Source organism: Pseudomonas sp. dw_612 (genome assembly GCF_018449725.1).
Classification (GTDB): domain Bacteria; phylum Pseudomonadota; class Gammaproteobacteria; order Pseudomonadales; family Pseudomonadaceae; genus Aquipseudomonas.
On sequence record NZ_JAAVVC010000008.1, the window covers coordinates 25,287 to 50,029 of the forward strand.

The 24,743-nt window shown below is 56.7% G+C and carries 11 protein-coding genes; 9 read left to right on the plus strand and 2 right to left on the minus strand.

Annotated elements, in window-relative coordinates; genetic code table 11:
• Position 1: 1 nt before the first annotated feature.
• Entirely contained in the window at positions 2-766 is a 765-nt protein-coding gene (locus HB680_RS14430) for an alpha/beta fold hydrolase (protein ID WP_256735538.1), read from the minus strand.
• A gap of 254 nt (positions 767-1,020) precedes the next feature.
• Here HB680_RS14430 and HB680_RS14435 point away from each other — a divergent pair, with 254 nt between their 5' ends.
• The 7 genes from HB680_RS14435 (at position 1,021) to HB680_RS14465 (ending at position 18,965) form a co-directional block, all read left to right on the plus strand.
• On the plus strand, positions 1,021-1,215 hold the full coding sequence (locus tag HB680_RS14435) for a hypothetical protein (protein ID WP_213939302.1): 195 nt from the start codon (positions 1,021-1,023) through the stop codon (positions 1,213-1,215).
• A gap of 531 nt (positions 1,216-1,746) precedes the next feature.
• Positions 1,747-2,037 (plus strand): hypothetical protein, encoded by a 291-nt coding sequence (locus HB680_RS14440; RefSeq protein WP_213939303.1) that lies wholly within the window; start codon positions 1,747-1,749, stop codon positions 2,035-2,037.
• A 235-nt stretch (positions 2,038-2,272) separates the two neighbouring features.
• Positions 2,273-3,979: a ShlB/FhaC/HecB family hemolysin secretion/activation protein gene (locus HB680_RS14445; RefSeq protein WP_213939304.1), complete on the plus strand. Its 1,707-nt coding sequence runs from the start codon at positions 2,273-2,275 to the stop codon at positions 3,977-3,979.
• Between the two features lie 24 nt (positions 3,980-4,003).
• Entirely contained in the window at positions 4,004-17,335 is a 13,332-nt protein-coding gene (locus tag HB680_RS14450) for a hemagglutinin repeat-containing protein (RefSeq protein WP_256735539.1), read from the plus strand.
• Positions 17,332-17,916, plus strand: a complete 585-nt coding sequence (locus tag HB680_RS14455) for a hypothetical protein (protein WP_213939305.1) — start codon at positions 17,332-17,334, stop codon at positions 17,914-17,916. Before HB680_RS14450 ends, HB680_RS14455 begins: the two co-directional genes overlap by 4 nt.
• 88 nt (positions 17,917-18,004) lie before the next feature.
• On the plus strand, positions 18,005-18,241 hold the full coding sequence (locus HB680_RS14460) for a hypothetical protein (RefSeq protein WP_213939306.1): 237 nt from the start codon (positions 18,005-18,007) through the stop codon (positions 18,239-18,241).
• Between the two features lie 163 nt (positions 18,242-18,404).
• Positions 18,405-18,965, plus strand: a complete 561-nt coding sequence (locus HB680_RS14465) for a hypothetical protein (RefSeq protein WP_213939307.1) — start codon at positions 18,405-18,407, stop codon at positions 18,963-18,965.
• A 60-nt stretch (positions 18,966-19,025) separates the two neighbouring features.
• On the opposite strand, the gene HB680_RS14470 is transcribed toward HB680_RS14465, so the two are convergent.
• Positions 19,026-19,298 (minus strand): hypothetical protein, encoded by a 273-nt coding sequence (locus tag HB680_RS14470; protein WP_213939308.1) that lies wholly within the window; start codon positions 19,296-19,298, stop codon positions 19,026-19,028.
• Between the two features lie 419 nt (positions 19,299-19,717).
• Between HB680_RS14470 and HB680_RS32785 the strand changes: the two genes are divergently transcribed.
• Positions 19,718-24,367, plus strand: a complete 4,650-nt coding sequence (locus HB680_RS32785; protein WP_346657393.1) for a hemagglutinin repeat-containing protein — start codon at positions 19,718-19,720, stop codon at positions 24,365-24,367.
• On the plus strand, positions 24,358-24,681 hold the full coding sequence (locus HB680_RS14490; protein WP_213939309.1) for a hypothetical protein: 324 nt from the start codon (positions 24,358-24,360) through the stop codon (positions 24,679-24,681). Before HB680_RS32785 ends, HB680_RS14490 begins: the two co-directional genes overlap by 10 nt.
• The last annotated feature ends 62 nt before the right edge of the window (positions 24,682-24,743 follow it).

Consider the following 24,743-nt stretch of genomic DNA (forward strand, 5'->3'; position numbering starts at 1 on the left):
CTCACAGGCCGGCGCCGATCAACTTCAGGTATTCGGGGCTCTCGGAAATTGAGTTGTGCCCCACACCCGCAATGACCTTCAGCGACGCCACCCCCTGTTTGAAATGCCCATAGAGCCGCTCCGTGCTTGAACGCGGGATCACTTCGTCGTGTTCCGCCGCGATCAAGAGCGTCGGCACGCTGATGTGCGCGGCGTACTCGCCGGAGTCAAACGTGTCCTTCAACAGCCACTTCACCGGAAAAACCGGGAACTGGCGGGCGGCGAGCTCCAGCAGGCTGTTGTAGGGCGTGATCAGAATCAGCCGCACCGCCGGGCGTTGACTGGCGAGGCGGATGGCGACGCCCGTGCCGAGGCTGCGACCGATCACGGCAATTTGCGGGTGTTCGGCATAGACCCGGTCAAACAAGTCCAGGGCATCGCGGGCAATGGTTTCCTCGGAAGGCGAGCCTGAACTGCCACCATAGCCTCGGTAGTGCAGCAGGTAGATCGCATGATCCGCAAAGGCTTCGGAAAACGAAGGCAGGTTTCGAGAGACGTCCTCGGCATTGCCGCCAAAGTAGAGCAACGCCTTGGGGCCATCGTGGGGCCGGACGGAGATCTGCAAGTCCGCATCCGCCACCGACAACTTGAGCAGGGTTTCCGGTGTTCCGATGGCGCTGGGTTGCGGGAAATAAATGAGGGCGCGCTGAAACACGAACAGCGCAACACACAACAGCAGATACAAGGCTGCAATCGATACCAGGACGTACACCAGAACGCGTGACATTCGGTTGCTTTTCTTGGGTGACATTGACGGCTCGGGGATGAAGATAGCATCGCGGATTACTGCCGAAGTCTAGACCATCAAAAGCGGTCGTCGGCCTTGGCTTTCGGGTGGATCCAAAAATTGACCTAAAAATAGTGGCCATATAGTATCGCGTCGATGCCTGAGAATTAAATTCTAAAGAGGAAAGTCGCGAATTTGGTCCGTATTTAGTCTTGGTGCATATGACATGACGTTTAAAACGAATGGGGGATTAAATGGTTGATAATATGTTGGATTGGAAGTGTCGCGGAAAAACAGTCGAAGAGTTAATTGAAGAGCTTAATTCGTTTGAGGATCAGAGTATTAAGGTTGAGCTTTCCTTTGATGGTGGAACTACAAGTGTGCCAATAAGTATTGTGGGTAAAAAAGATGGCAAGTGCTTGCTGATTAGTGTGGTTGCTGAGGAGTGACTTTCGTGTGATTGTTGGTTTGTGAGAAGGGGAGGGAATAGAACTGTTTGGTAAATAAATCTGTCCCGATAAAAGTTCTTCCATCGCCTCGTCAGGAGAAAAGTTTATGCTGGATAGAAGAGACTTGGTAGCGTTGGAGTCCACCAGCCTGGTGGGGGTAACGGTAGGGGTTGGCTCGCAACTATTACTGTTTGCAAGCGGTGCGTCTGTAATGTGTCAGTGTCCTTTTGAGTGTGTTGATGGTCTTAGTCGCCTGTCGGGGCACGGTGAAGATGTTTACACCTCCGTTTTGTTTTATGAGTTTCTTAACCAAAATGTGAAGTCTGCCAGTTTCGGAGGCGATGGAGTGTTGGAACTCGTATTCGATGATTCGAGAGTCATTAGGATTATTGCCGACAAGAATGGTCTGGAGTCGTATGTGGTTTCTACACTTCATGGTGTGTGTCCTGTCATTTTGTTTTAGTTTTGTCGTGAAGGTTAAAGAGAAAACTGGCGGAGTTTATTTTTATATCGAAATCATAGGGGGTGAAGTTGGCCAGGTATTTCAAGCATCCAGAAAGTGACAAAATCGAAGAAGTTGATGCCTTTCAAGTATTGGCGACGTTGTTTTTTGGCTTGCTGTACTTGTTTTGCGCAGAGCTTTGGGTGCACTTGACTATTTGTCTTGTTGTTGGAGGCATCGCCGCTGCGGTGGGTGGGCCGTGGTTTGGTCTCGCGCTGATTTCATTGCATGTGATTTATGCTGCTTCGATTCGAAGAATCGTAGCGACAGCTTATTTGAAGAAGGGCTGGATCGAGGTTCAGGAACCAAAGAAAGCGTGAGCGCGTCGAGAAGCAGCGAAAAAAGTCTGAATTGAAGCGGATACGCACCCTGCAAAACGGGCGACCCACAGGTCGCTCGTTTTCATCACCACCTCCCATTTCCCATAACAAAATCCGGCGACCTACCGTTCGTCGGCCCTCACCGCTGGATGGATCCATTCATTGACGCCAAAATAGTGGCCATCTAATATCGCGCCACTATTGTGCTACTACTCTCCATTTCGAGGGATCGAACATGTACCCACCCGCCCTCGTGGCGAGGTTGTGCCTGGCTTTGCTGTGCCTGTCTCCGCTAATTCCTGCTTACGCTGCCCCCACTCCTGGTGATACCGACCTGATCCGTGAACGCCAGGATCGGCTCCTCGACGAGCAACGTCGTCGTCTCGAAGAGCTTAAGGATTTACCCGGCAAGGAAGCTAAGCCAACGCTGCCGGCAGCCCCCGCCGACACTCGCTGCTTCCCTATCAAGGACATCGAGCTCAGCGGCGCCGACAGTCTCTCGGAAGGCGAGAAAGCGCACCTGCTCAAGCCGTTTATCGATCAGTGCCTGGGCGTCACTCAGCTCAATGAATTGCTCAAGGTCATCACCGACCACTACATCGAAAAAGGCCTAGTCACCAGTCGCGCCTACTTGCCGCAGCAGGATATGTCCGGCGGCCATCTGAAGGTGCTGGTGGTCGAGGGCAAGCTTGAAGGGTTGAAGGGCGCTGAGGACAGCAAGCTGTCGGACCGTGAGCTGGGCATGGCATTTCCGGGCAAGGCCGGGGAGTTGGTCAACTTGCGGGAGATCGAGCAGATGGTCGATCAGTTGAACCGCTTGCCATCGAATCAGGCGCAGATGGAGTTGTCCCCGGGCCAGGCCGTCGGTGGCAGTGAAGTGTTGGTCAAGAACACCCCGCAAAAGCCTTGGCGTGCCGGGTTATCCCGCAGCAATGACGGCCAGCGCAGCACCGGCGAGCAGCAGTGGGGCACCACGTTCGACTGGGACAGCCCGTTGGGCCTGGCGGATCAGTTGAACCTGCGCGGCGGTCACGACGCGATGAGTGATCACCAGCATACCTCCAACAACGCGATGCTTAATTACAGCCTGCCTTGGGGCTGGTGGAACTTCACTTACACCTACAGCCAGAGCGAGTACCGCTCGCAGGCGCGAGCCAATGGCTTCAATTTCAAACAGACCGGCGACAGTGAAAACCACCAGTTGCGGGTCGAGCGGGTGATTCATCGCGACGCCGTGAGCAAAACCTCCCTCAGCACCGGCCTGTCTTACCTGCGCACCAACAACTTCATCGAAGACAGCAAGCTGGCGCTGAGCAGCAATCGCATCAGCGAAGCGCAGTTCGGCATCAACCATGGTCGGCGGGTCGGCAGTGCGTTCGTCAACCTGGACCTGGGGATGCAGGAAGGCATCGGCATTCTGGACGCACAGGGCAACGGGCATCCGGGGCCTGGCGAGCCGGACGCGCGCTACCGCAAATACACCGCCACCGCGAGCTACTTGCAGCCGTTCAAGTTGTGGGGCGAGTCGTTCAGTTTCAGCAGCCTGATGACCGGCCAGCACAGCGAAGACGTGCTGTTCAGTCCGCAACGCACCAGCCTCGGCGGGCAATCGTCGATCCGCGGCTACAAGGATCAATCCTTGTCCGGCGACAGCGGTGGCTACTGGCGCAACGACCTGCGCTGGAGCCGTCCGGTGACCTTCGAATGGCTGCGCCCGGTGTTCGCCGAATACGGCACCAGCCTCGGTTACGACCAGGGCGTGATCAGCGGCACTCGCTACAACGGTGACCAGCATGGGCGGATGTCCAGCAACTCGGTGGAGTTGTTCGCTCGCGGCCAGCACCTGGCCGCCAGCGTGACTTTCGCCCATTCCCTGGAACGCCCGGATGCGCTGACCGAGCGCGAAGCACCGATCTACTTCCGTATGGATTTCTTTCTTTAATTTCGCTACTTCGAGACCTCCAACATGGACGTTCGCCACCACGCCTTCCTCGCTCACCAACCTGCTGCGGACCTGAAAACCCGCGAGCACTTCTGGGGCATGCCCAAACGCGGGTTGGCGTTCCTGTTGGCCAACGTCATGTTCTGGCAGCCGATGTGGGCCCAGGCCGAAGGGATTGTGGTGGCCAATCCGGGAACCAGTCTGGGTCAGGCGGGCAATGGCGTGCCCATCGTCAATATTGCCACGCCGAACAGTTCCGGGCTGTCGCATAACCAGTTTCATGACTACAACGTCGGCGCCCAGGGCGTGATCCTCAACAACGTCGCGGCGCAGACCGGCGCGACGCAGTTGGGCGGGATCATCGTCGGCAACCCCAACCTGACTAGTCGGGTCGCGGCCCAAACCATTCTCAACGAAGTGGTCGGCGGCAGCCCGAGCCAGTTGCGCGGCTACACCGAAGTGGCGGGGCAGTCGGCGCGGGTGATCGTCGCCAACCCGTACGGCATCAGTTGCAACGGTTGCGGTTTCATCAACACCCCGCGCGTGACTCTGACCACCGGCAAACCGGTGTTCGACGGCAGCGGTCGGCTGGACCGCTTTCAGGTCGATCAGGGCAGCGTGTCCATCGACGGTGCCGGGCTCAATGCGAACAACGTCGACCGCTTCGAAATCATCACCCGCAGCGCGAAGATCAACGCGCAATTGCAAGCCAACAACCTGACCATCATTGCCGGTCGTAACGACGTCAACGCCGACAGCCTCAATGCGACTGCCCGCGCGAATGACGGCAGTGCCAAGCCGGAATTGGCGATTGACTCTTCGGCCTTGGGCGGGATGTACGCCGGGGCGATCAAACTGGTGGGTACCGAAGCCGGGGTCGGGGTGAAACTGGCCGGCAATATGGCGGCCAGCGGCGGGGACATTCAACTCGACATCAATGGTCAGCTCACGATGGCCCAGACCTCTGCGGCCGGCGCGGTTAACGTCAAAGCCGCCAGTCTCGACGCTCAGGGACCGGTCTACGCCGGCACATCCGTCAATGTGCAAACCCAGGGCAACCTGAACAACCAGCAAACCCTTGCCGCGCGGGACAGCATTTCCCTCACCGCAAGCGGCCAGTTGACCAACAACGGCATCATCGAAGCCGGGGTCAACGCCGATAACAGCCGTAACGCCAGCGGCGACGTGAGCCTTGTCGCGCAGAACCTCAACAACTCCGGTAAAAGCGTGATCGCCAGTCGTACTTTGACGGTCAATACCGCCCAGACCCTGACCAACCAGGGCGGCACGCTCAGCGGCCAAACCACCACCCTCAACGCCGGCACATTGGACAACCAGAACAGCGGTCGGGTGTTGGGCAACAGCACGCTGAATCTCGCGGCCAATCAAGTACTCAACACCCAAGGGGTCATCACCAGCCAAGGCAATCTGACCGCCAATCTCGGGCAATTGAACAACCACAATGGCGAGCTTTCCAGCGCCGGCCACACCACGGTGAATGCCTCGTCGCTGGATAACAGCGATGGCCAAGTGACCGGTGACGTTGCACTTAATATCGGGTTGATCGGTGCGCTGAACAACCAGAACGGTGTGCTGGGCTCCGGCAAGAGCGTCAGTATTACTGCCGCCAGTCTGGACAACAGCCATGACGGCAGCCTCGTCAGCGACGGCGACCTGACCGCCCGCATGACTGGCCTGTTCGATAACCAGAACGGTGATCTGAGTGCCAAAGGCGCGATCGACCTGCAGACTGGCAGCCTCGACAACCGTAATGGCAACCTGTCCGGCAAGGATCGACTGACGCTGCGCAGCGATTCGCTGGACAACCGCACCGGCAAAGTGCGCGCCACCAATGATTTGCAATTGAACGTCGGGCAACTGGATAACCGCCAGCAAGGGCTGCTCAGCAGTCAGGCTGCGATCAATTTCACGGGTACTCAACTGGACAACCGCGCTGGCTTGTTGAGCGCAGTGGGGCCTGTGCGTCTGAACGCGACCAGCACCGATAACAGCGGCGGTCGCATCGCCAGCCAAACCGATCTGGTCGCCAACGTTGCGCAGTTCATCAACCAGGGGGGCGAACTGGTCGCCCAAGGCGCGCTGACTCTGAGCGGCACGGCACTGGATAACCGTGGCGGCGGTCTGCTAGGCGCCACAAAAGCGCTGAAACTCAACGTCGATGCTGTGGACAACCGTGGCGGAGAAATCTCCAGCGCCGTCGATGTCAGCCTGCAAGGCTCGCAACTGAACAACAGCGACAGCGGCAAGATCCTCGCCGGTACCGATCTGGGCCTGAAAGTGGCGCAGATCATTAACCAGACCCAAGGCCAGTTGTTCAGCAAAGGCGCAACGACGGTTGCCGGCCAGAGCCTGGACAACAGCGGTGGTAGCCTCGTCACTCAGCAAGGCCTGGACATTCGCCTCGACAACGCCCTGAGCAACATCGCGGGGCTGATCAGCAGCGAAGGCACGCTGACCGTCAACGCGGGCAGTCTCGACAGCACTCGCGGGAGCCTTTCGAGTGCCGGCGCACTGGCACTGACCACCACGGGCGTGCTGAAAAATCAGGGCGGTTCGATCAGTACCGACAGCACCTTGACCCTCAATAGCGCCAGCCTCGACAACAGCCAAAAAGGCCTGATCAGCAGCAAGAAGGCGAGCGTTGTCACCACCGGTGCGTTTGACAATACCCAGGGTGGTCAATTGATCAGCGGTGACACCCTCGACCTGAGCGCGACTCAGGTCAGCAACGGTGTAGCCAGCCGCATCGCCAGCGACAAGGCGTTGATCGCCAGTGTCACCGGGTTCGATCAGCAGGGTGGTCAACTGTTCAGTAAAACCTCCCTGAGCCTGGACCTGAATCAGGGTCAGTTGAACAACCAGAACGGCGTGATCAACGCGCCGTTGCTGATGCTGAAAAACCTCAAGGACGTCAACAACCAGGGCGGTGAAATCTCCAGTGCCCAGGCATTCGAACTGGACACTCGCAACCTCGACAACAGTAACGGCAAGTTGATCAGCAATCAGGGCCTGACCCTGCGCGTCGAACAGTTGCTCGCCAGCGTCAAGGGACTGATTTCCGCCCAGACCCTGGACTTGCACAGTGCACGTCTGGACAACACGGACGGTCTGATCAGCAGCCACGGCATTCTCGGGGTCAAGGTTGACGGTCAGTTGCTCAACCGTGATGGGACGCTGATTGCTGACGGTGGTGTGCAACTGAGCGCCGATAGCGTGGACAACAGCGGTGGCCAGATTGCCGGCAAATCCGACATCAACGCCACAGTCACGACCTTCAACAACCAGGGTGGTCAACTGATCGCAACCGCCGGTCTGACATTGACCGGCAGCAGCCTGGATAACAGCCGCGGCGGCCTCGTCGGCGCGAATAAGGCACTGCAATTGAACGTCGGTTCGGTCGACAACCGCGCAGGTGAGTTGTCGAGCCAATCAGACGTCACGCTGCTGGGCAGCCGTCTGGACAACAGCGATGGCGGTCAGGTGTTTGCGCAAGGCGCACTGGCCCTGACGGTTGATCAAGTGATCAACCGTGCCAAAGGCTTGCTGTCGGGCAAGACCGATCTGACCTTGGCTGGCCACGATCTCGACAACAGTGGCGGCTCGCTGCTGAGCCAGAAAGACCTGAAAGTTAGTCTCTCGGGCGATCTAAACAACAGCCAAGGCCTGCTGAGCGCCGAAGGTGCGCTCGATGTGACCGCATCCAGCCTGACCAACACCCTCGGCAGCCTGTCTGCTGCGGGGCCGCTGACGCTGACCATCACGGGCGTCGTGCTCAATCAGGGTGGCGAAATCGTTACCGACGCCGGCCTCGCCCTCAAAAGTGCCAGCCTCGACAACAGTAACCAAGGCAGCATCAGCGGCAAAGGCGCGGTAGTGGTTCACACCGGCGCGCTGGATAACAGCCACAACGGTCGGTTGAGTAGCGGCGATAGCCTGGACCTGACCGCTACCCAACTGACCAACCGGAATAACGGTCGCATCGCCAGTTCTGGCGCCCTGAACGCGAGCATCACGGGGCTGGATCAGCAAGGCGGTCAGTTGTTCAGCAACACGTCCCTGACCCTGGATCTGAATCAGGGCCAACTGAACAACCAAAACGGGTTGATCAGCGCGCCTTTGCTGCTGCTCAAAAACCTTAAGGACATCAACAACGACGGCGGTGAAATCTCCAGCACCCAGGCGTTCACCGTTGCGGCTCGCAGCCTGGACAACAGCAACGGAAGATTGCTGAGCAATCAAGGGCTGACCCTGCGCATCGATCAGGCGCTGACCAATATCAAAGGCTTGATCGCCGCTGCAGCACTCGACATCAAAGGCGCCAGCCTGGACAACAGCGGCGGCACACTGACCAGCCGTGCCAACCTGGACCTGAACCTCGACGGACAACTGAATAACCAGAACCTGGGGCTGATCAACGCCACCACCGATCTGACCCTCAACAGCAGCGCTCTTAACAACCAGAACGGCTCTTTGCTGGGCAGCGCGATTGCCATCGATTTTGGTGCGCCCACCGGTGACCTGAACAACAGCGGCGGTCTGATCACCACCGCGGGCATGCTGAGTATTCAGCACCTGCGTGACCTGAATAACCACAGTGGTGAACTCTCCAGCAGCCAGAGCCTGGACCTGAGAGCTCGCGCCCTCGATAACAGCGGCGGCCGCCTGATCAGCAACAATCTGCTGAGCGTGAATACCGATACGGTGAACAACCAGGGCGGTCTGATCTCTGGCTGGCAAGACCTGAGCCTGACCAGCAACAGCCTGGACAACCGCAACAAAGGCACGCTGTCTAGCGGTCATGTCGACGACAAGATCAATGTGATCGGCGACATCGCCGTCACCCTCAGCGGGGACCTGCTTAACAGCGGTAACGGCGCACTGGTCAGCTTGGGGAACCTGAGCGTCAACACGGCGAACCTGGATAACAGCGGCACTGGCATCCTCTCCAGCGGCGGTGCCCAGACCCTGACCGTGAGCGGTTTATTGAACAACGCCCAAGGCGGTTTGATTTCCAGCGGCACAACCCTTGCCATCCAAGCCATGACCCTGGGTAATGCTGGCGGTACCGTTAACGCCCAACAGGCGCTCACGTTCACCGGCACCACCCTGGACAACACCGGCGGCAACCTGGTCGGCAACGGGGCCGTGACCCTCGACCTGCTTGGCGCCCTGACCAACACCAACGGCAAACTGGCCAGCGCCGGCCCGTTGCGGGTGCAACGCTCCACCCAGATCAACAACCAGGGCGGACAACTGGCCAGCCAGGGCTTGATGACGTTGCTGACTGGTGGCCTGGACAACCGTAATCGCGGCACCGTCGCGGCCAATGATCTGCTGACCATCACCACCCCGGGCGCCGTGCAGAACAGCGCTGATGGCTTGATCTACAGCCAGAACGGCGACCTGCAAGTCCAGGCCGCGAGCCTCGCCAACGCCAAGGGCACCCTGCAAAGCCAGGGCGCGCTGAGCCTCACCACGGGCGGCGATATCGATAACCAGAGCGGCCGGATCATCGCCAAGGCCGGCGACCTGACCCTCAACGCCGGCAACCTCGACAACCGCGGCGGCGTGCTCTCCAGCCTGCAAGGTGCGTTCACCGCGCACCTGACCGGCGTGCTGAAAAACGGCTATGACCTGAACAACAACCGCCAGGGCGGCGTCACCCAGGCCCAACGCCTGAGCCTGACCACGCTAGGTATCGATAACTACGGTGGGCGTATTTCGGCGCAAAGCGGCGACGCCGTCGTCAACACCGGTAACTTCGACAACCGCAACGGCGGCCTGTATGCCAAAGGCAAGGTCAACGTTACCGGCAACAACTTTGATAACAGCGGCGACAACGATGGCCAGATCGCAGGCCAACAAATCGACCTCAGCCTCAGCGGCGCGCTGAACAACCGTCTAGGCATTATCGAGAGTGACAGCACCCTGGCAATCAGGGCCACCAGCCTCGACAACCAGACCGGCCAACTGCGTGCCCTGGGCACCAGCGGCAAAACCGACTTCCAGATTGGCGGCCTGTTCGACAACCGCAACGGCACCCTGGAAACCGCCAACACTGACCTGACCCTCAACGCCGGCAACTTCCTCAACACCGGCGGCAGTCTGTTGCACGTCGGCACCGGCACGTTCGACATCTCCACCCCCAACGTCATCAACGCCGGTGGCACCCTGGTCACCCGTGGTGGCCTGACCATCAGCACCGACACCTGGGTCAACAACGGCGTGATTCAGGCCGGGCGCCTGAGCGTCAACGTCAACAATTTCACCCAGACCGCCAGCGGCCAACTGTTGGCTTCCGACAGCTTCAACAGCAGCGGCGTCAACTGGCAAAACGAAGGGTTGATTGCCAGTGATGGCAGCCTGAACGTCGGTCTGAGCGGTGCTTACTGGGGCGGCGGTCGTCTCAGCAGTCAGGGCAATCTGGGCCTGAGTGCCGCGCAAGTGAGCCTTGACCAAGCGACGTCCAGCATCGCTGGCGGTGGCGACACCACGCTCAATGTCGGTGGCCAACTGGACAATGCCGGTCGACTGACCTCGGCTGCCAACCTGATCGTAAACGCTGGCGGGGTCAACAACCTCGGGACACTGGCTGGCGCTCAAAAACTGACCGTCACCACCGGGACGCTAATCAACGATCACGGGCTGATCTTCAGCGGTAAGGACATGAGCCTGCGGGTCAATGCGCTGAACAACAGCTACGCAAACATCTACAGCCTGGGCGATCTCTCGGTTGACCGTAATGGGCAAGGTGCCCGAGCCGACAGCATCGTCAACAGTTCTGCGTCGATTCAAAGCGATGGCAACATGACTCTAGCAGCGAGCACGATCCAGAACATTCGTGCCGTGCTCACCGTGAACAACGCGGGTATCTACACCGCCAAAATTGACGAAATCGAGTGTATCGAAGGGGTCAATGCCGGGGATTGCAGCGGTAAGCAGAACCATGTCTGGGAGATCGTGCAGCGCGAAAAACTCGAGGTCACTGATGCCAGCTCCGCGTCCAGCATTACGGCCGGTGGCAACCTGACCCTGAGCGGTGGCGACTTGCTCAATCAGAGCAGCACCATCGCCACCGGCGGCAACCTGAGCGCCACATTGGCCAACCTGACCAACAGCGGCGTCGAAACCGGGGAAACCGAAACCACCCGGATCTACAGGTCCGAACGGACCCGCAACGCAGGCGGCTGGTACAGCGCCGCGAGTGCCTTCACCAACCAGTATTGGTACGAAAGCGCCGGCTACAACGCCAATGACCTGAGCGGCCTTCAAGCCGGCATGGCCAACTTCATTGGCATGACAGAAATGGAATATCCGGGATTAGGCAGCACCCGCAAAATTGCCTCCAGCGACCAAAGCTACGCTGCGGTCATCCAGGCCGCAGGCTCGGTCAACATCAACGCCCAGAACAACATCGACAACAGCGTCGTACGTCCTGGCTACACCTACGTGGGCAGTGGCCCGCGCACGGGTACCGGCGCGGCGGGCAGCCAGTCCTCTACTCACATCACGATCAACCAGCAGTTGCCACCCAACCTGGCCCAGCAGCAAGTCAACCCGCTGGCCTTGCCCGGCTTCGCGCTCCCCACCGGTCAGAACGGCCTGTTCCGCCTGAGCGCTCAAGACAGCAGCGCCCCAGTGACCACCGGCCCGCAAAGCTGGACCATGGGCGGTGCCAGCGTCACCCCGACCCAGCGTCAACAAACGCTGCCTGACATCCAGCCACGGGACATTCAACTGGGTAGCAACGCACAGGCTTCAGCCAGCAGCGTTGACCTAAGCCCGACGGATCGTCAGGCGGCGCACATGAGCGTAGGTGCCAGTGCGATCAACGTCAGTACACCGGTTGCCGATTCAACGGGCTCGGCACTGCCCGGTCGCGCCACGGCGTTTACGGTCAATCGTGTTCAGGGCTTGCCCGCCAGCAGTGGTCAGTCCCAACCGCAGAAATACCTGATCGAAACCAACCCGGTACTCACCGACCTCAAGCAATTCATGAGCTCGGATTACCTGCTGTCCAACCTCGGTTACGACCCCGATCAAAGCGCCAAGCGTTTGGGTGATGGTTTCTACGAGCAGACCCTGATTCAACAAGCCGTAGTCGCTCGCACCGGCCAGCGTTTCATCGACGGCCAAACCTCCAACGACGCGTTGTTCAAGTACCTGATGGACAACGCCGTCGTCAGCAAGACGGAGCTCAACCTCTCGGTCGGCGTCAGCCTGACGTCCGAACAAGTCGCGGCCCTGACCCACGACATTGTCTGGATGGAAAACGCCGAAGTGAACGGCGAGCAAGTACTGGTGCCGGTACTGTACCTGGCCAACGCCAACAATCGTTTGGCCGCCAACGGCGCCCTGATCCAGGGCAGCGACGTAACCCTGATCGCCGGCAAGGACCTGAACAACGCCGGCACCCTGAAGGCCACCAACAACCTGTCGGCCACCGCCACCAACGACTTGGTCAACAGTGGCCTGGTGGAGGCAGGCAATCGCCTCGACCTGCTGGCCGGCAACAACCTCACCAACAAGTCCGGCGGGGTCATCTCCGGCAAAGATGTGTCACTGACCGCCACCCGCGGCGACGTGATCAACGAACGCACCGTCACCACCCACGAAAGCAGCAGCGGCTACCGCGACGAACGCACCGACTTCGTCGACAGCGCCGCCCGCATCGAAGCCGCCAACAGCCTGACCATCAAGGCCGGACAAGACTTCAACAACACCGGCGGCGTGCTCAAAAGCGGTGGCGACACCACCATCAATGCCGGACGTGACGTCAACCTCGTCTCCGCCGAGCAAGTCACCAGCGGCGTGCGTGGTTTGCACACGGATTCAAGCGTTACCCAATACGGCTCAACCGTCGACGCAGGGCAAAGCCTGACCATCAACGCCGGTCGTGACATCACCGCGATTGCCAGCCAGATCGATGCCACGCGTGATGTGAGCATGAGCGCGATTGGTGATCTGACATTGGCCTCGGCGGCGGATGAAGCGCACTCGTATAGCAAGACCAAGAAGGTTACGAGTCAGGAGGATCATGTTAGTCAGGTGTCTACGACCGTTAACGCGGGTGGCAACATTACCCTCAGTGCGGGCAAGGACCTGGACCTGATTGCGAGCCGGGTGAGTGCGGGGGACGAGGCTTATCTGTTTGCCGGCGATAACGTCAATATGACAACGGCGGACAACGTCGATTATTCCTATTACACGAAAACCAAGAAGGGCTCGTTCGGCAAGAAAAAGTCGACGATGACCGAGACCGAAACGGATGTCTCCGTCAGTTCGAGTGTCTCGGCCACGAACAAACTGGTCATCTCCGCTGGCGAGGATTTCAACGCCACCGGTGCCAAGCTGACGAGTGATGGAACATTGCTTGCGACGGCGGGCGGTGACATCAACCTCGATGCCGCCGAAGATTACGCCAGTCAGGCCAATGCCTCTTCCAAGAAAGGGTGGACCTCCAGCAAGTCCAGCAGCTCGGAAATCACCCAGACCCGTTTGAACAGTACTGAACTGGTCGCCAAAAACATCGAACTGAAAGCCGATAACGACATCTCGCTGACGGCCGCTGCATTGCGTGCTGAAGAAGCGGTGAAGATCACTGCCGGTAATGACGTGCTGATCGGTGCCGACCAGGAAACGCAAACCTCTTCCCAGTCGAAAAGCTCCAGCAAGGGCGGTGTGACGGTCACGGGCTGGCTGTCCTCTACGCAAAAATCGCAACAAGGTCAATCCACCTCCACCCAAAGCATCGGCAGTGATATCAGCGGCAACAGCATTCAGATCAAGAGTGGCCGCGATACAACCGTTGAAGGCAGTACGCTGGTGGCGGACAAAGACATCGGTATCAATGCCGGTCGTAACCTGGAGATAACCAGTGCGGAAAACACTGAAACCTCCAACTCCAAATCCGGCAGCAAAAAAGTCGGTGAAATCGGCACGTCCTGGTGGCAGGGCGCGACAGGGATTCTCAAAACCAAAGAAGCCGATGAATTCACATCCACCCGCCAGTCGGGCAGCCAGATCGCATCGTTGGGCGGCAACATCAGCCTGACGGCGGGTGATCACTACACCCAGACGGCCAGTCAGTTGGTCGTGCCTAAGGGTGATATCGACATCACCGCCAAGCATGTCGATATCGAAGCCGGTTTCGACACCATGGAGTCCAGCAAAACCGCCAGTACCAGTCGTACGGCGATCGGCGGCACGGTGAGCATTCCGCTGCTTGATGCCTTACGCGGTATTCAGCAGATGGGCGAAGCGGCGCAGAAAACCAGTGACGACAGGATGGTCGCATTGGCTGCGGTGAATGCGGCGATGAGTGCGAATCAGGCGTTGGAAGCGGGTCAGGCCTTGATGAAAGATCCGACAACCGGGATCAAGATCAGCGTCAATCTCAGTGACAGCCGTAGTCATAGCGAAAGCAGCCAAAGCGGCCGCAATGTGGTGGGCAGCAGTGTGGTGGCTGGCGGCAATGTCAAAGTCGTTGCCACCGGTGATGGCGCCAACAGCGATATCAACGTTGTTGGAAGTCGCATCGAGGGCGGCGGCGATGTCAGTCTGAAGGCTGATGGTGAGATTAACCTGCTCTCAGCGCAGAACACCGCGCATCAGGAAAGCACCAATGGCAATTCTGGCTGGAATGCCGGGATTGGGTTCAGCTTCGGCGGTTCGCAAAACGGCTTTACCCTGGACTTGGCGGCGAATGCCGGGCGCGGCATGGCTGACGGCGACGACGTCACCCAGACCAACACGTATATCAAGGGTGGCAATAGCGTCAAACTTGAGAGTGGTGGCGACACCAACATCAAGGGCGCAGTCGTCTCCGCTGACCAGGTGAAGGTCAACGTAGGCGGCGATCTGAATATCGAGAGCCTGCAGGACACCAGCACCTATACCTCCAAGCAAGAAAGCGCGAACGTCGGTGTCAGCATATGTGTTCCACCGTTCTGCGTGGGTGCGAGCACTATCAGTGGCGGCATCGCCTCGCAACATATGCAGAGCGATTACGCCAGTGTCAGCGAACAATCGGGGATCAAAGCAGGTAATGGTGGCTTCCAGGTAGAAGTGGCAGGCAATACCGATCTTAAGGGCGCGGTCATCGCCAGCACCGATAAAGCGGTGGCTGATGGCAAAAACACCCTGAGCACCGGCACCCTGACCAGCTCCGACATCAAGAACAAGGCTGAGTACGACGCCACCAGCGTCAACTTGAGCGGCGGCTATGGCGGTGATATCGGTCTTGATGCCAAAGGCAATGCCAGCGCGACAGCTAATCCAAATGGACCCAAGGCACCGAGTAACGGCGGGGTAAGCGCTAACACTCCGGTCGTGCTGTACGCCGGTGACAGTTCCAGCAGTACCACCCACAGCGGTATCAGCGGTGCAGCGGTCACCATCACCAATACCGCTCAACAACAGGCGTTGACGGGGCAGACGGCAGAACAGGCCGTTGCGTCAATCAATACCGATGTTTCCAGCGATCGTGACGGCAGCAACAAACTCAAGCCGATCTTCGATGCGCAAGAAATTGGTGTGGACTTCGAGATCGTCGGCAAGTTTGTGCAGAACGTTTCCCAGTACATCGATAGTCGTGCGCGGGAAATTGATCAGAAGAAAGGTCAGGCCGAGGCGGAAAAGGCGGCATCGAATGATACGACCTTGTCTGAAACAGATCGGATAAAGCACCTCGAGAATTATCAGGCGCTCAATCAAGAGATCAAGGCAATCGGCGATAACTGGGGTGCAGGAGGCACCTACCGGCAAATCGCAACAGCCCTGGTTGCAGGTATCAGCGGCAACGTGGCCGGCAGCGGCGCCCAGTTTGCGCAAAACATGGTGGTCAACTACGTCCAGCAACAAGGTTCGGCGTATATCGGCGAACTGGTGAAAAAGGGTTTGAAGGAAGGCAGCCCTGAACATGCGGCGCTGCATGCGATTCTCGGCTGTGCCGGCGCTGCTGCCAGTAATCAGAGCTGCTCGGCTGGTGCTTTGGGTGGTTCTGCCGCCAGTGTACTGGCAGGGCTGTTTGCAGATTCCGACCCGAACGAAACCGCTGTAGAGCGTGAAGCCAAACGCAACATCATCACCAGCCTGGTGACCGGTATTGCGGCCATGAGTAACCCGAATGGTGCCGCCACCGCGAACAACGCGGCCACGGCGAACGTCGATAACAATTGGTTGGCGACGCAGCAGTACGTTCAGGCAAAGAAAGAGATTGATGCTGAACCCAATGTCCTCAAGAAACTGGCGATCGCTGGAAAGTGGCAGATCACCTCATTGCGGCAGGATTTGCTGACGGGCTCGGGCGTTCTGAAAGGATTCACGGACGGCATGGCTGGCGCAGGTTTAGGCACTTTGGATAGCGCCGTTACGCTCTTGACCGACCCGGCGCAGAGCTGGGAGGCCGTTAAAGAGTTTGCGGGTTCCGATGAGGCCCAGGCGCTGTTGGGTGAAAAAGTAGCTGCTGCGTTCAAGTCCCAAATTGATCAGATTGGTACGGCTGTAGTCGAGGGGGGCGATGACAACGCAGAGAATCTCGGTAGGCAAATGGGTCAGGCGGTGGCGCTGGTTGTACAACTGATGATTGGCGGGGGAAGCAGCTCAGCAAGCAGTGCACTTACGCTCTCGCGAATGGGGATCGATGTCTCCGTCAACACCGTCAAGAAAATCGGTGCATCGGTTGATATTAACGCTGTCAAAGCTCAGATCAGCAAGCTCCAGGGCGTCCTGCGGGATACGGATGTGCCGGTGATTGAACCGCCGATTTCTCCGCCGAAGCCAGGTGTGCCGCCAAAGGTGGAAGTGACACCGCCGAAAGACGTTGACCCTGTAACGCCAGAATCGCCTAAGGGACCTGTAGAACCCGTCAAGGTCGATGATGGTATTCCGGCAACGTCATCGATTGCGCGAGAGGAGCTTAGGCTTAAACTTGCAATTGAGGCGGGTATTCCGCGATCCTTGGATCAAGTTTGGGGGGCGTCACTGGATGATCTTGTACAAATGTACAAGATGGATGGTGCGAAAACTACGCCTAAACCTCCTAGTCCAGGTAGCTCAGGAAATGCTCAAGTATTTACGGTGGAAGGGCATCCTTTAATTAAAGAAGTGCAGTTTAGTCCTGCAAGTGATGAGTCCACTCATGGCGGTCAGTATTATAAATTTACCTTTACGGATGGTACCAAAGTGAAAGTCATTGATCCTCTGAACTACAAGGTACAATATAAAGCTAATCCTGCCGGCGTATTTGAAGCGAACCTTGAAAAAAATACAGTGTTTTATAATGCGGCAGGCCAAGGTCTGACTTATAAAAACGATATGTGGATGCTGAAATGAGTAACTTTAGTTGGAGTGCACCTATAGTTCCTGGTATGACGTTGGCTGGTATCAAGTTAGGCTCTGATCTTGAAGATTTTAAGGCTTTGATCAAGGTGTATTGTGTTGATTTTGTAAGTGGTCTCTACAAGTTTCCAGAGGCGCCGCTGTTTTTGCTTGCAGTTAATGAGCAGCAGGATCGAATATATTTTAAGTTTACTGTTGCTGACGTTGCCCTTACTGGATGGTACAGCCAGTTTCCCGAATCGAAGCTGGTTTCATCTGAGACAAGAGCATTGGTAGTTGGATTTTTAGATGAAAAAGTATCTAGTGTTTCTGTCTGGATGTTTGATTACTTCGATGTGTTGGGGGATAAAAAACTCACATATTCATATCAGGGCTGTTTGGCGGACGGTACTCGACTGGGTTCGAGAATGGATGTGGCCGCTTCTTTCTATGATCTGGTTTATGATGAGGCGGAAGAGTGGTTTTATGAGAAGTCTGGTGGAGTAATCCTCGGTGGAGGGGGGGGGGGCTTGGAGGACTTTGAAGATCAAGAAGTAGCTATGATCATGGTTATTCAGACTGTGAAAAAGCGTTAAAAAGGGGAGCTTATTTTGTACGGTTTAACCAAGGCCAGATATAAACCTGTCCTTTTTTGTAGGTTGTGAGGTGATGCATGGGGGGGGTATGGCGTTTTATATAGAAATGGATAAAGTCGCAGAAACGAAAGAGTATGTTGAATATACGTTTGGCCGGAATTCGGATGTTGGATTGATTCGGATGGATAAAGATGGTGAATTTATTCGTGTGCTGAAAGAGTGCCCTCTGGATAAAAATGGAGCGTGGTCAAAAAGAGCTGCAACAAAATTAGTGCGTCTTTGGAGGGAAGGTAATTTTCCTGATAAGACGGAGTGGGCCTCCTGAAGAAATAGAAATGGCGCCGTTAGCCAGCCTTAAGTCAAGGCTAAGGTAAGACTCGCGAGTGGGCAGTTAGAAAAGAACGGGTTTATTTTATTTGGCATGGCAGAAAAATAGATTTTTCTACTTCGTTTTCCACCAGGCATACCTTTAATAAGGATATTCAGAAGTGAAAAGAACTCCACTGTTAATACTAACTCTGATTTTCACCTTGTCAGGCTGCCATTCCAACGCCCGAGACTCGTCCCCCAGTCTGCTGAAAGACGGTATCCAACTGCGCCAAAACACGGTAGCTGTCGATGCGCAGCACGCCAAGGTCGTCATGAAAGCGTCGGGCAACACCTTTCCAGTAGAGTTTTCGGTCAGGCGTGCGGCAGATCCTGACCAAAGAATGGAAGTGCTGGGGACCGTGGTGGACTCTGGCCAAGGCAAGGTGTTCGGCTGGATCGCCAAACTTAACGAAGTGGCTAATAGCGCCACGGTTAAGCGTTTCCCGCAGTTGGAAGTACAGGCTGATGCCGATAAGTCTTTCGAGGTGTCGGGATATTCGAATGGCAGAGGCGCTGGCGGCAATTATAGTTGCGGCCCGCTGAAGAACACTTTTACGCCAGAGCGAAGCAAGGTCTATTTGGTGGAGTTCCAGTTTATTGGTCAGGGCTGTGAGCAGCATGTTCTCGACGTGACCCTGCCTGACCAGCGTATTCCCGTGACGAGCGTACCTGCCGCATAGAAGGGCTCTTCTATTGTTCATGACATAAAACGGGCGACCCAAAAGGTCGCCCGTTTTCATTTACCCTGCAACCTGCGCCCGCAGCCGCCGACCAATTACATCCATCAAATCACAGCCATCCCGCAACGGTATGACCAGCAGTTTGGAAAAGTCCGACAGCACCACGGTGTCGCAACCAATCTCAGCGCGATATGCGATGTTTTCCAACAACTGCGTAACCGTACGAATGCGGTAATCCGCCATGGCTTGCAGGACGTCGAGTGGGGCTTGGGTATCAATAAGCAGGGAAGCCGGGATCAGGTCGATTCCGGTGCGTGGCATGTATCTATCCAAAGTTGAATCCTCGTTTAGTTTGCTGAGACCGCCAACAAATCGTCGCCAAACGAAATGGGTGGCAGCTGTACGCAGGTTGGCGAACCGGAAACGAGTAACCGGCAGACTCGAAAGTCTCCCGCGCACAACTGCCATAAAAAGCAGTTTTGCGGATGCGGAGGCGCCTGCAAATAAGCAGACAGCTCTCGCACTCGTTAGACAGGTCGCCAAACCCGGTCGCCATGTGGACGACGGGCGGACTATAAGCTTCATCGTTCCAGCGGTGCAAGGTGCATGATTCCGAGGTTGATGTAGGACCTTTACTGGGCGTGGGATTGAGCGAATCACGTGGGGGCGTTGGTAAAATCGCAATCTTCTGCCTGCTCGGCGTTTCGCTTCATCGACGGCCAGACCTCCGACGAGAGCATGTTCAAGTACTGATGAACAACGCCGTCGCGAGCAAGAGGGAGCTCAACCTGTCGATCGGCGTCAGCCTGACGTCCGAACAAGCCGCGGCCCTGACCCACGACATTGTCTGGATGGAAAACGCCGAAGTGAACGGCGAGCAAGTACTGGTGCCGGTACTGTACCTGGCCAACGCCAACAATCGTTTGGCCGCCAACGGCGCCCTGATCCAGGGCAGCGACGTAACCCTGATCGCTGGCAAGGACCTGAACAACGCCGGCACCCTGAAGGCCACCAACAACCTGTCGGCCACCGCCACCAACGACTTGGTCAACAGTGGCCTGGTGGAGGCCGGCAATCGCCTCGACCTGCTGGCCGGCAACAACCTCACCAACAAGTCGGGCGGCGTCATCGCCGGCCGCGACGTCTCATTGACCGCCACCCGCGGCGACGTGATCAACGAACGCACCGTCACCACCCACGAAAGCAGCAGCGGCTACCGCGACGAACGCACCGACTTCGTCGACAGCGCCGCCCGCATCGAAGCCGCCAACAGCCTGACCATCAAGGCCGGACAAGACTTCAACAACACCGGTGGCGTACTGAAAAGCGGCGCGGATACCACAATCACCGCCGGGCGTGACGTCAACCTCGTCTCCGCCGAACAAGTCACCAGCGGCGTGCGTGGTTTGCACACGGATTCAAGCGTTACCCAATACGGCTCGACGGTTGATGTGGGGCAGGACCTGAAGGTTAACGCCGGCCGTGACATTACCGCCATTGCCAGCCAGATCGATGCCAAACGTGATGTGAGCATGAGCGCTGTCGGTGATCTGACATTGGCCTCGGCGGCGGATGAAGCTCACTCGTATAGCAAGACCAAGAAGGTTACGAGTCAGGAGGATCATGTTAGTCAGGTGTCTACGACGCTGACGGCTGGCGGCACCGTCTCGCTTAACGCTGGCAAGGATCTGAGTTTGATTGCCAGCCGGGTAAGTGCGGGGGATGAGGCTTATCTGGTTGCTGGCGCCGATCTGACGCTCCAGTCTGCCGAAGATACCGATTACAGCTTCTACAGCAAAACCAAGAAAAGTTCGTCGGGCAAAAAGAGCCGACTTGATGAGACTTCCAGCACGACCAATATTGCCAGTGCAGTGACTGCCGGAGGTGACATAACCCTGCTGGCCAGTAACGACATACTGATCAAAGGCAGCGAGGTTGCGGCCGATAAAGGTAGCGTGCAACTGGTGGCTGGCGACGATGTTCAGATCGTTGCAGTTACTGATTCCAGCAGCGCTCGCCATGAAAGCAGCTCCAGTAAAAGTAGCTGGGGAGGCTTGAAGTCGAGCAAGGTCAAGGATCAGGTTTCCGAGACGCAAACCACAGCTGTTGGCAGCATGATTTCCGGTAATACCGTGGATGTGGTGGCCAATCGCGACATCACGATCACCGGCTCATCGCTGGTCAGCACCCAGGACCTTGCTGTACAGGCCGGTCGTGACCTGACCATCAACGCAGCGGAAAACACCTTCACCCGTAATGAACTTCATAAGGAAAAAAACCACGACCTGACCGGCGTACTGACAGCCAACAATCTCGGCGTCGATGACATTACTGGTAATCAGCACCTTTCAATCAGCAGTCAGAATCACACCGGTACTTCGTCCCAAACTACCTTGACCGGCAGCACCATCGGCTCAAGTGAGGGCAGCGTCAGCCTCACCAGCGGTCGTGAACTGAGCGTGACCGCCAGCGACCTGATCAGTACGAAGAACATGAGCCTGATCGGGTCCAAGGTGACCATCGCTGCCGGCATGGAAAGCTCGAGCCAAAGCACTACTGACAAGAGCAACAGTTTGGCGGTGGGTAGGGTGATTGGTGGCGTAATTGTCGATACGGTCAATACGATTCGAAGCTCTGTTGAAGCGGCCAAAAATGCTGACGATCCGCGACTCAAAGCGGTGAAGCTGGCTCAGGCGGCAATGGCGTTCAACGATCTGGGCGGTATGGGCGGAGACGCCGAAGGCGCGGGTTCGGATTATGGGAAAAAACAGGGCTCTGCCAGTAATGGTTCCCTGATCAAGATTGGCACGGAGCTGGCAAACACCCACAGCAAAAGTACCAGCGAGTACAACAGCCAGACCGCCAAGCAAAGCACGATCAATGCTGGCCAGGGTTTGTTGATCATTGCTGACGGCGGTACGCCGGGAACGGCGGGTGATATCCACGTTATTGGCAGTAGCTTGAAAGCCGTCGACACCGTATTGCTGGCTAAAAACAACATCACTCTGGAAAGTGCGCAAAACACCGCCAATTGGGCCAACAACAGCAGCAACAATAAAACCGCTATCGGCGCCAGCTTCAACCTCGGCGAGCAGAACGGGTTCACCCTCGACCTGGGCGCTTCCATCGCCAAGAGCATGGGGACCGGTAGCTCCGTTACCCAAGTCAACACTACCCTGGATACCGGCACTCTCTCCCTGCACAGTGGACAGGACACGACCCTTGCTGGCGCGCAGGTGCGTGCCGACAGCATCAAGGCATTGGTTGACGGCAACCTGAACATCACCTCGCGTCAGGACACCGAGACCCAGGAGAGCAAACAGGGCAGCGCTGGTTTCGGTGCCAGCATTTGTATTCCGCCGTTCTGCTACGGCGCACCCGTGACCGCGTCCGCAAGCTTGTCCGCTGGCAACATGAACAGCGACTACAAGGCAGTGACTGATCAGAGCGGTTTGTTCGCTGGCAAGGACGGTTACGACATAACGGTCGGCAAAAACACCACGTTGCAAGGCGCGGTGATTGCCAGTGAGGCGTCGGCAGACAAGAACCAGCTCAGCACTGATCGTCTGATCGTCAGCGACATCAAAAACACCAGCGAGATCAGCGCCCAGTCGGCGGGGCTTTCGCTCTCCTATGGCAGCAATTCTGGTTCGAACGTGGGTGGTAGCGTTCCGCTTTCACTGAGTGATTCGGACCACAGCAGCACCCGCAGCGCTGTCAGTGAAGGCACCATCATCGTACGCAACACCGAGGGCGCGAATGATCTGGTTGGACTGAATCGCGATACCGCCAACGCTAATCAGACGCTGGATAAACCTGATGAAAAAGCGATACAGGAGCGGATTGATCTCATCCAGAGCACAGTCGCACTGTCCAAAAACATCATTGGCAAAGTAGCCAGCGCCCAGCAGCAAGCGGCCAGCGAAAAAATCAAATCAGCGACGACTGAAGAGGAACGCCAGGCTGCGATCAGTGAGTTTGATAGTTGGCGGCCAGGTGGTGACAAGCGAATCATGGCCGACGTTGCAACTGGCTTGATTGCGGTAGCCCTGGGAGGGGTTGGCGGTACTACCGCTATCGGTATCGTCGCCAATACCACTTCCAGCGATATCTTCAAAAAAATTGGCGACTACGCTGACAAGCAAGCACGCGACGCTACTGACAGCGTAACTCAAGCAGCATGGGCCGAAGGCGGGGCTGCAAGAGTGATGCTGCACGCATTGGCCGGTGCAGCGATGGGGTTGTCTAGCGGTAATGCCCTAAGCGGTGCATTGGGTGCCGGGGTCTCTGCGGCTCTGATGCCAACTGTTGCCAATGCACTGAAAAATAGCGATTTGACAGATGCGCAGCAGGATGCGTTGGGTACATTGATCGCGTCGGGTTTGGGAGCGACAGCGGGATCAGGGAGCGGCACATCCGGTGTGATTACATCGGTGAATAGTGCGGCTGGCGTTGACATGTTTAACCGCCAGTTGCATAAGCAGCAGGAAATTCCACTGCTGAAGAAAAAGGCTGAGGACCTTGCGAAAACGCAAGGACAGCCGGAATCGAGCGCTAGTTGGGAAGATTTGCTGTTGATCGCCAGCGGCGCCGAAGTGGATGCCGTCGACTTGGCGCGTTTAACAAATCTTATGAAGCAAGCCGTGGGTAACGATCCTGAGTCTGCCGCTTTTGTTCGAGACATGGGGGTTGCCTATGAAGCGGTTGCTCAGTTATCGGATCAGAAAATACCGCTGACTTGGAGCGATGGTCGGCAGATCATCGCTGACGGCGCGCCGGTATACGCATTCAACGCTACAAAGGAACAATTCAACGACTCGACCCTGTTCAATGCTGCTGGGACCTATGGCCCTGATGCTGTTTATGAACAGTGGAGGCAATTTGGCCCAGATCAAACGAGTCAGTATTCGAATGAGCTAGCGAATATCTCGACTTATGATTCCAGCGTGGCGGATGCCGCTGAGCGATTGTCGGCATTGGCTGGCAAAGGGATAGTGTCGGTCAGCGCTATTGATGATGCGATCCTATCGCTGACGGGGCTTCGAGGCGGTAAGGTCGTTGTTGACGCGGTTTTGGAGGTGTTGACGAAGAGGGCTGCTGCGAAGAAAGCGGCTGCGGATGGTGCAAAAGGAATTTCAATTACGATTGAGCCAAAGATTGCCGACCAAATGGGTAAGCGGGGTTGGACGGAAAGCTCCATACAGTCTGTAATCGATAAACCAATCAAAACGGTTGTGACGAAAGATACTCGTTTTGATACTGTGTCAGGGAGCCGCCTTAATGATCCCGCTACTGGGTATATCGCTAAGGACGGTTCTTATGTGGTGAGGAATGATCGCACGGGAGCGATTGTCCAAGTCTCCAATAAAAATGACCCTGGGTGGGTTGCACCATGGGACTGATTGCAGTTGAAGTATCCGTAGAGGATTTACCTATCACTCCTACATTGATGTGGAGTGGCACTCCTTTGTTTGATGTTGGCGATGGAATTAGGCTGATCAACTACTGCAAAAATAACGATATTGCAGTTCTTGGTATTGAAGGTTTTAAAATCAAGGGGAACAAGAGAATTCCAGACATGGATTGTATCGTTGACTTTTCCTCGTCATTAAATGAAATAAATTTCGCTGTGAAGTCGATAGAGGCGAGTCGGATAATTATTGAAAGCATGATTGGCAGTGGCATTTTGATGGAGTTTGTGCTCGTTAGAGTTTAGATGGCAGTAAAGGTATTCCTTGGGATACTGTGAGAGCACGAGCAGATGGCGACTTTGGATTC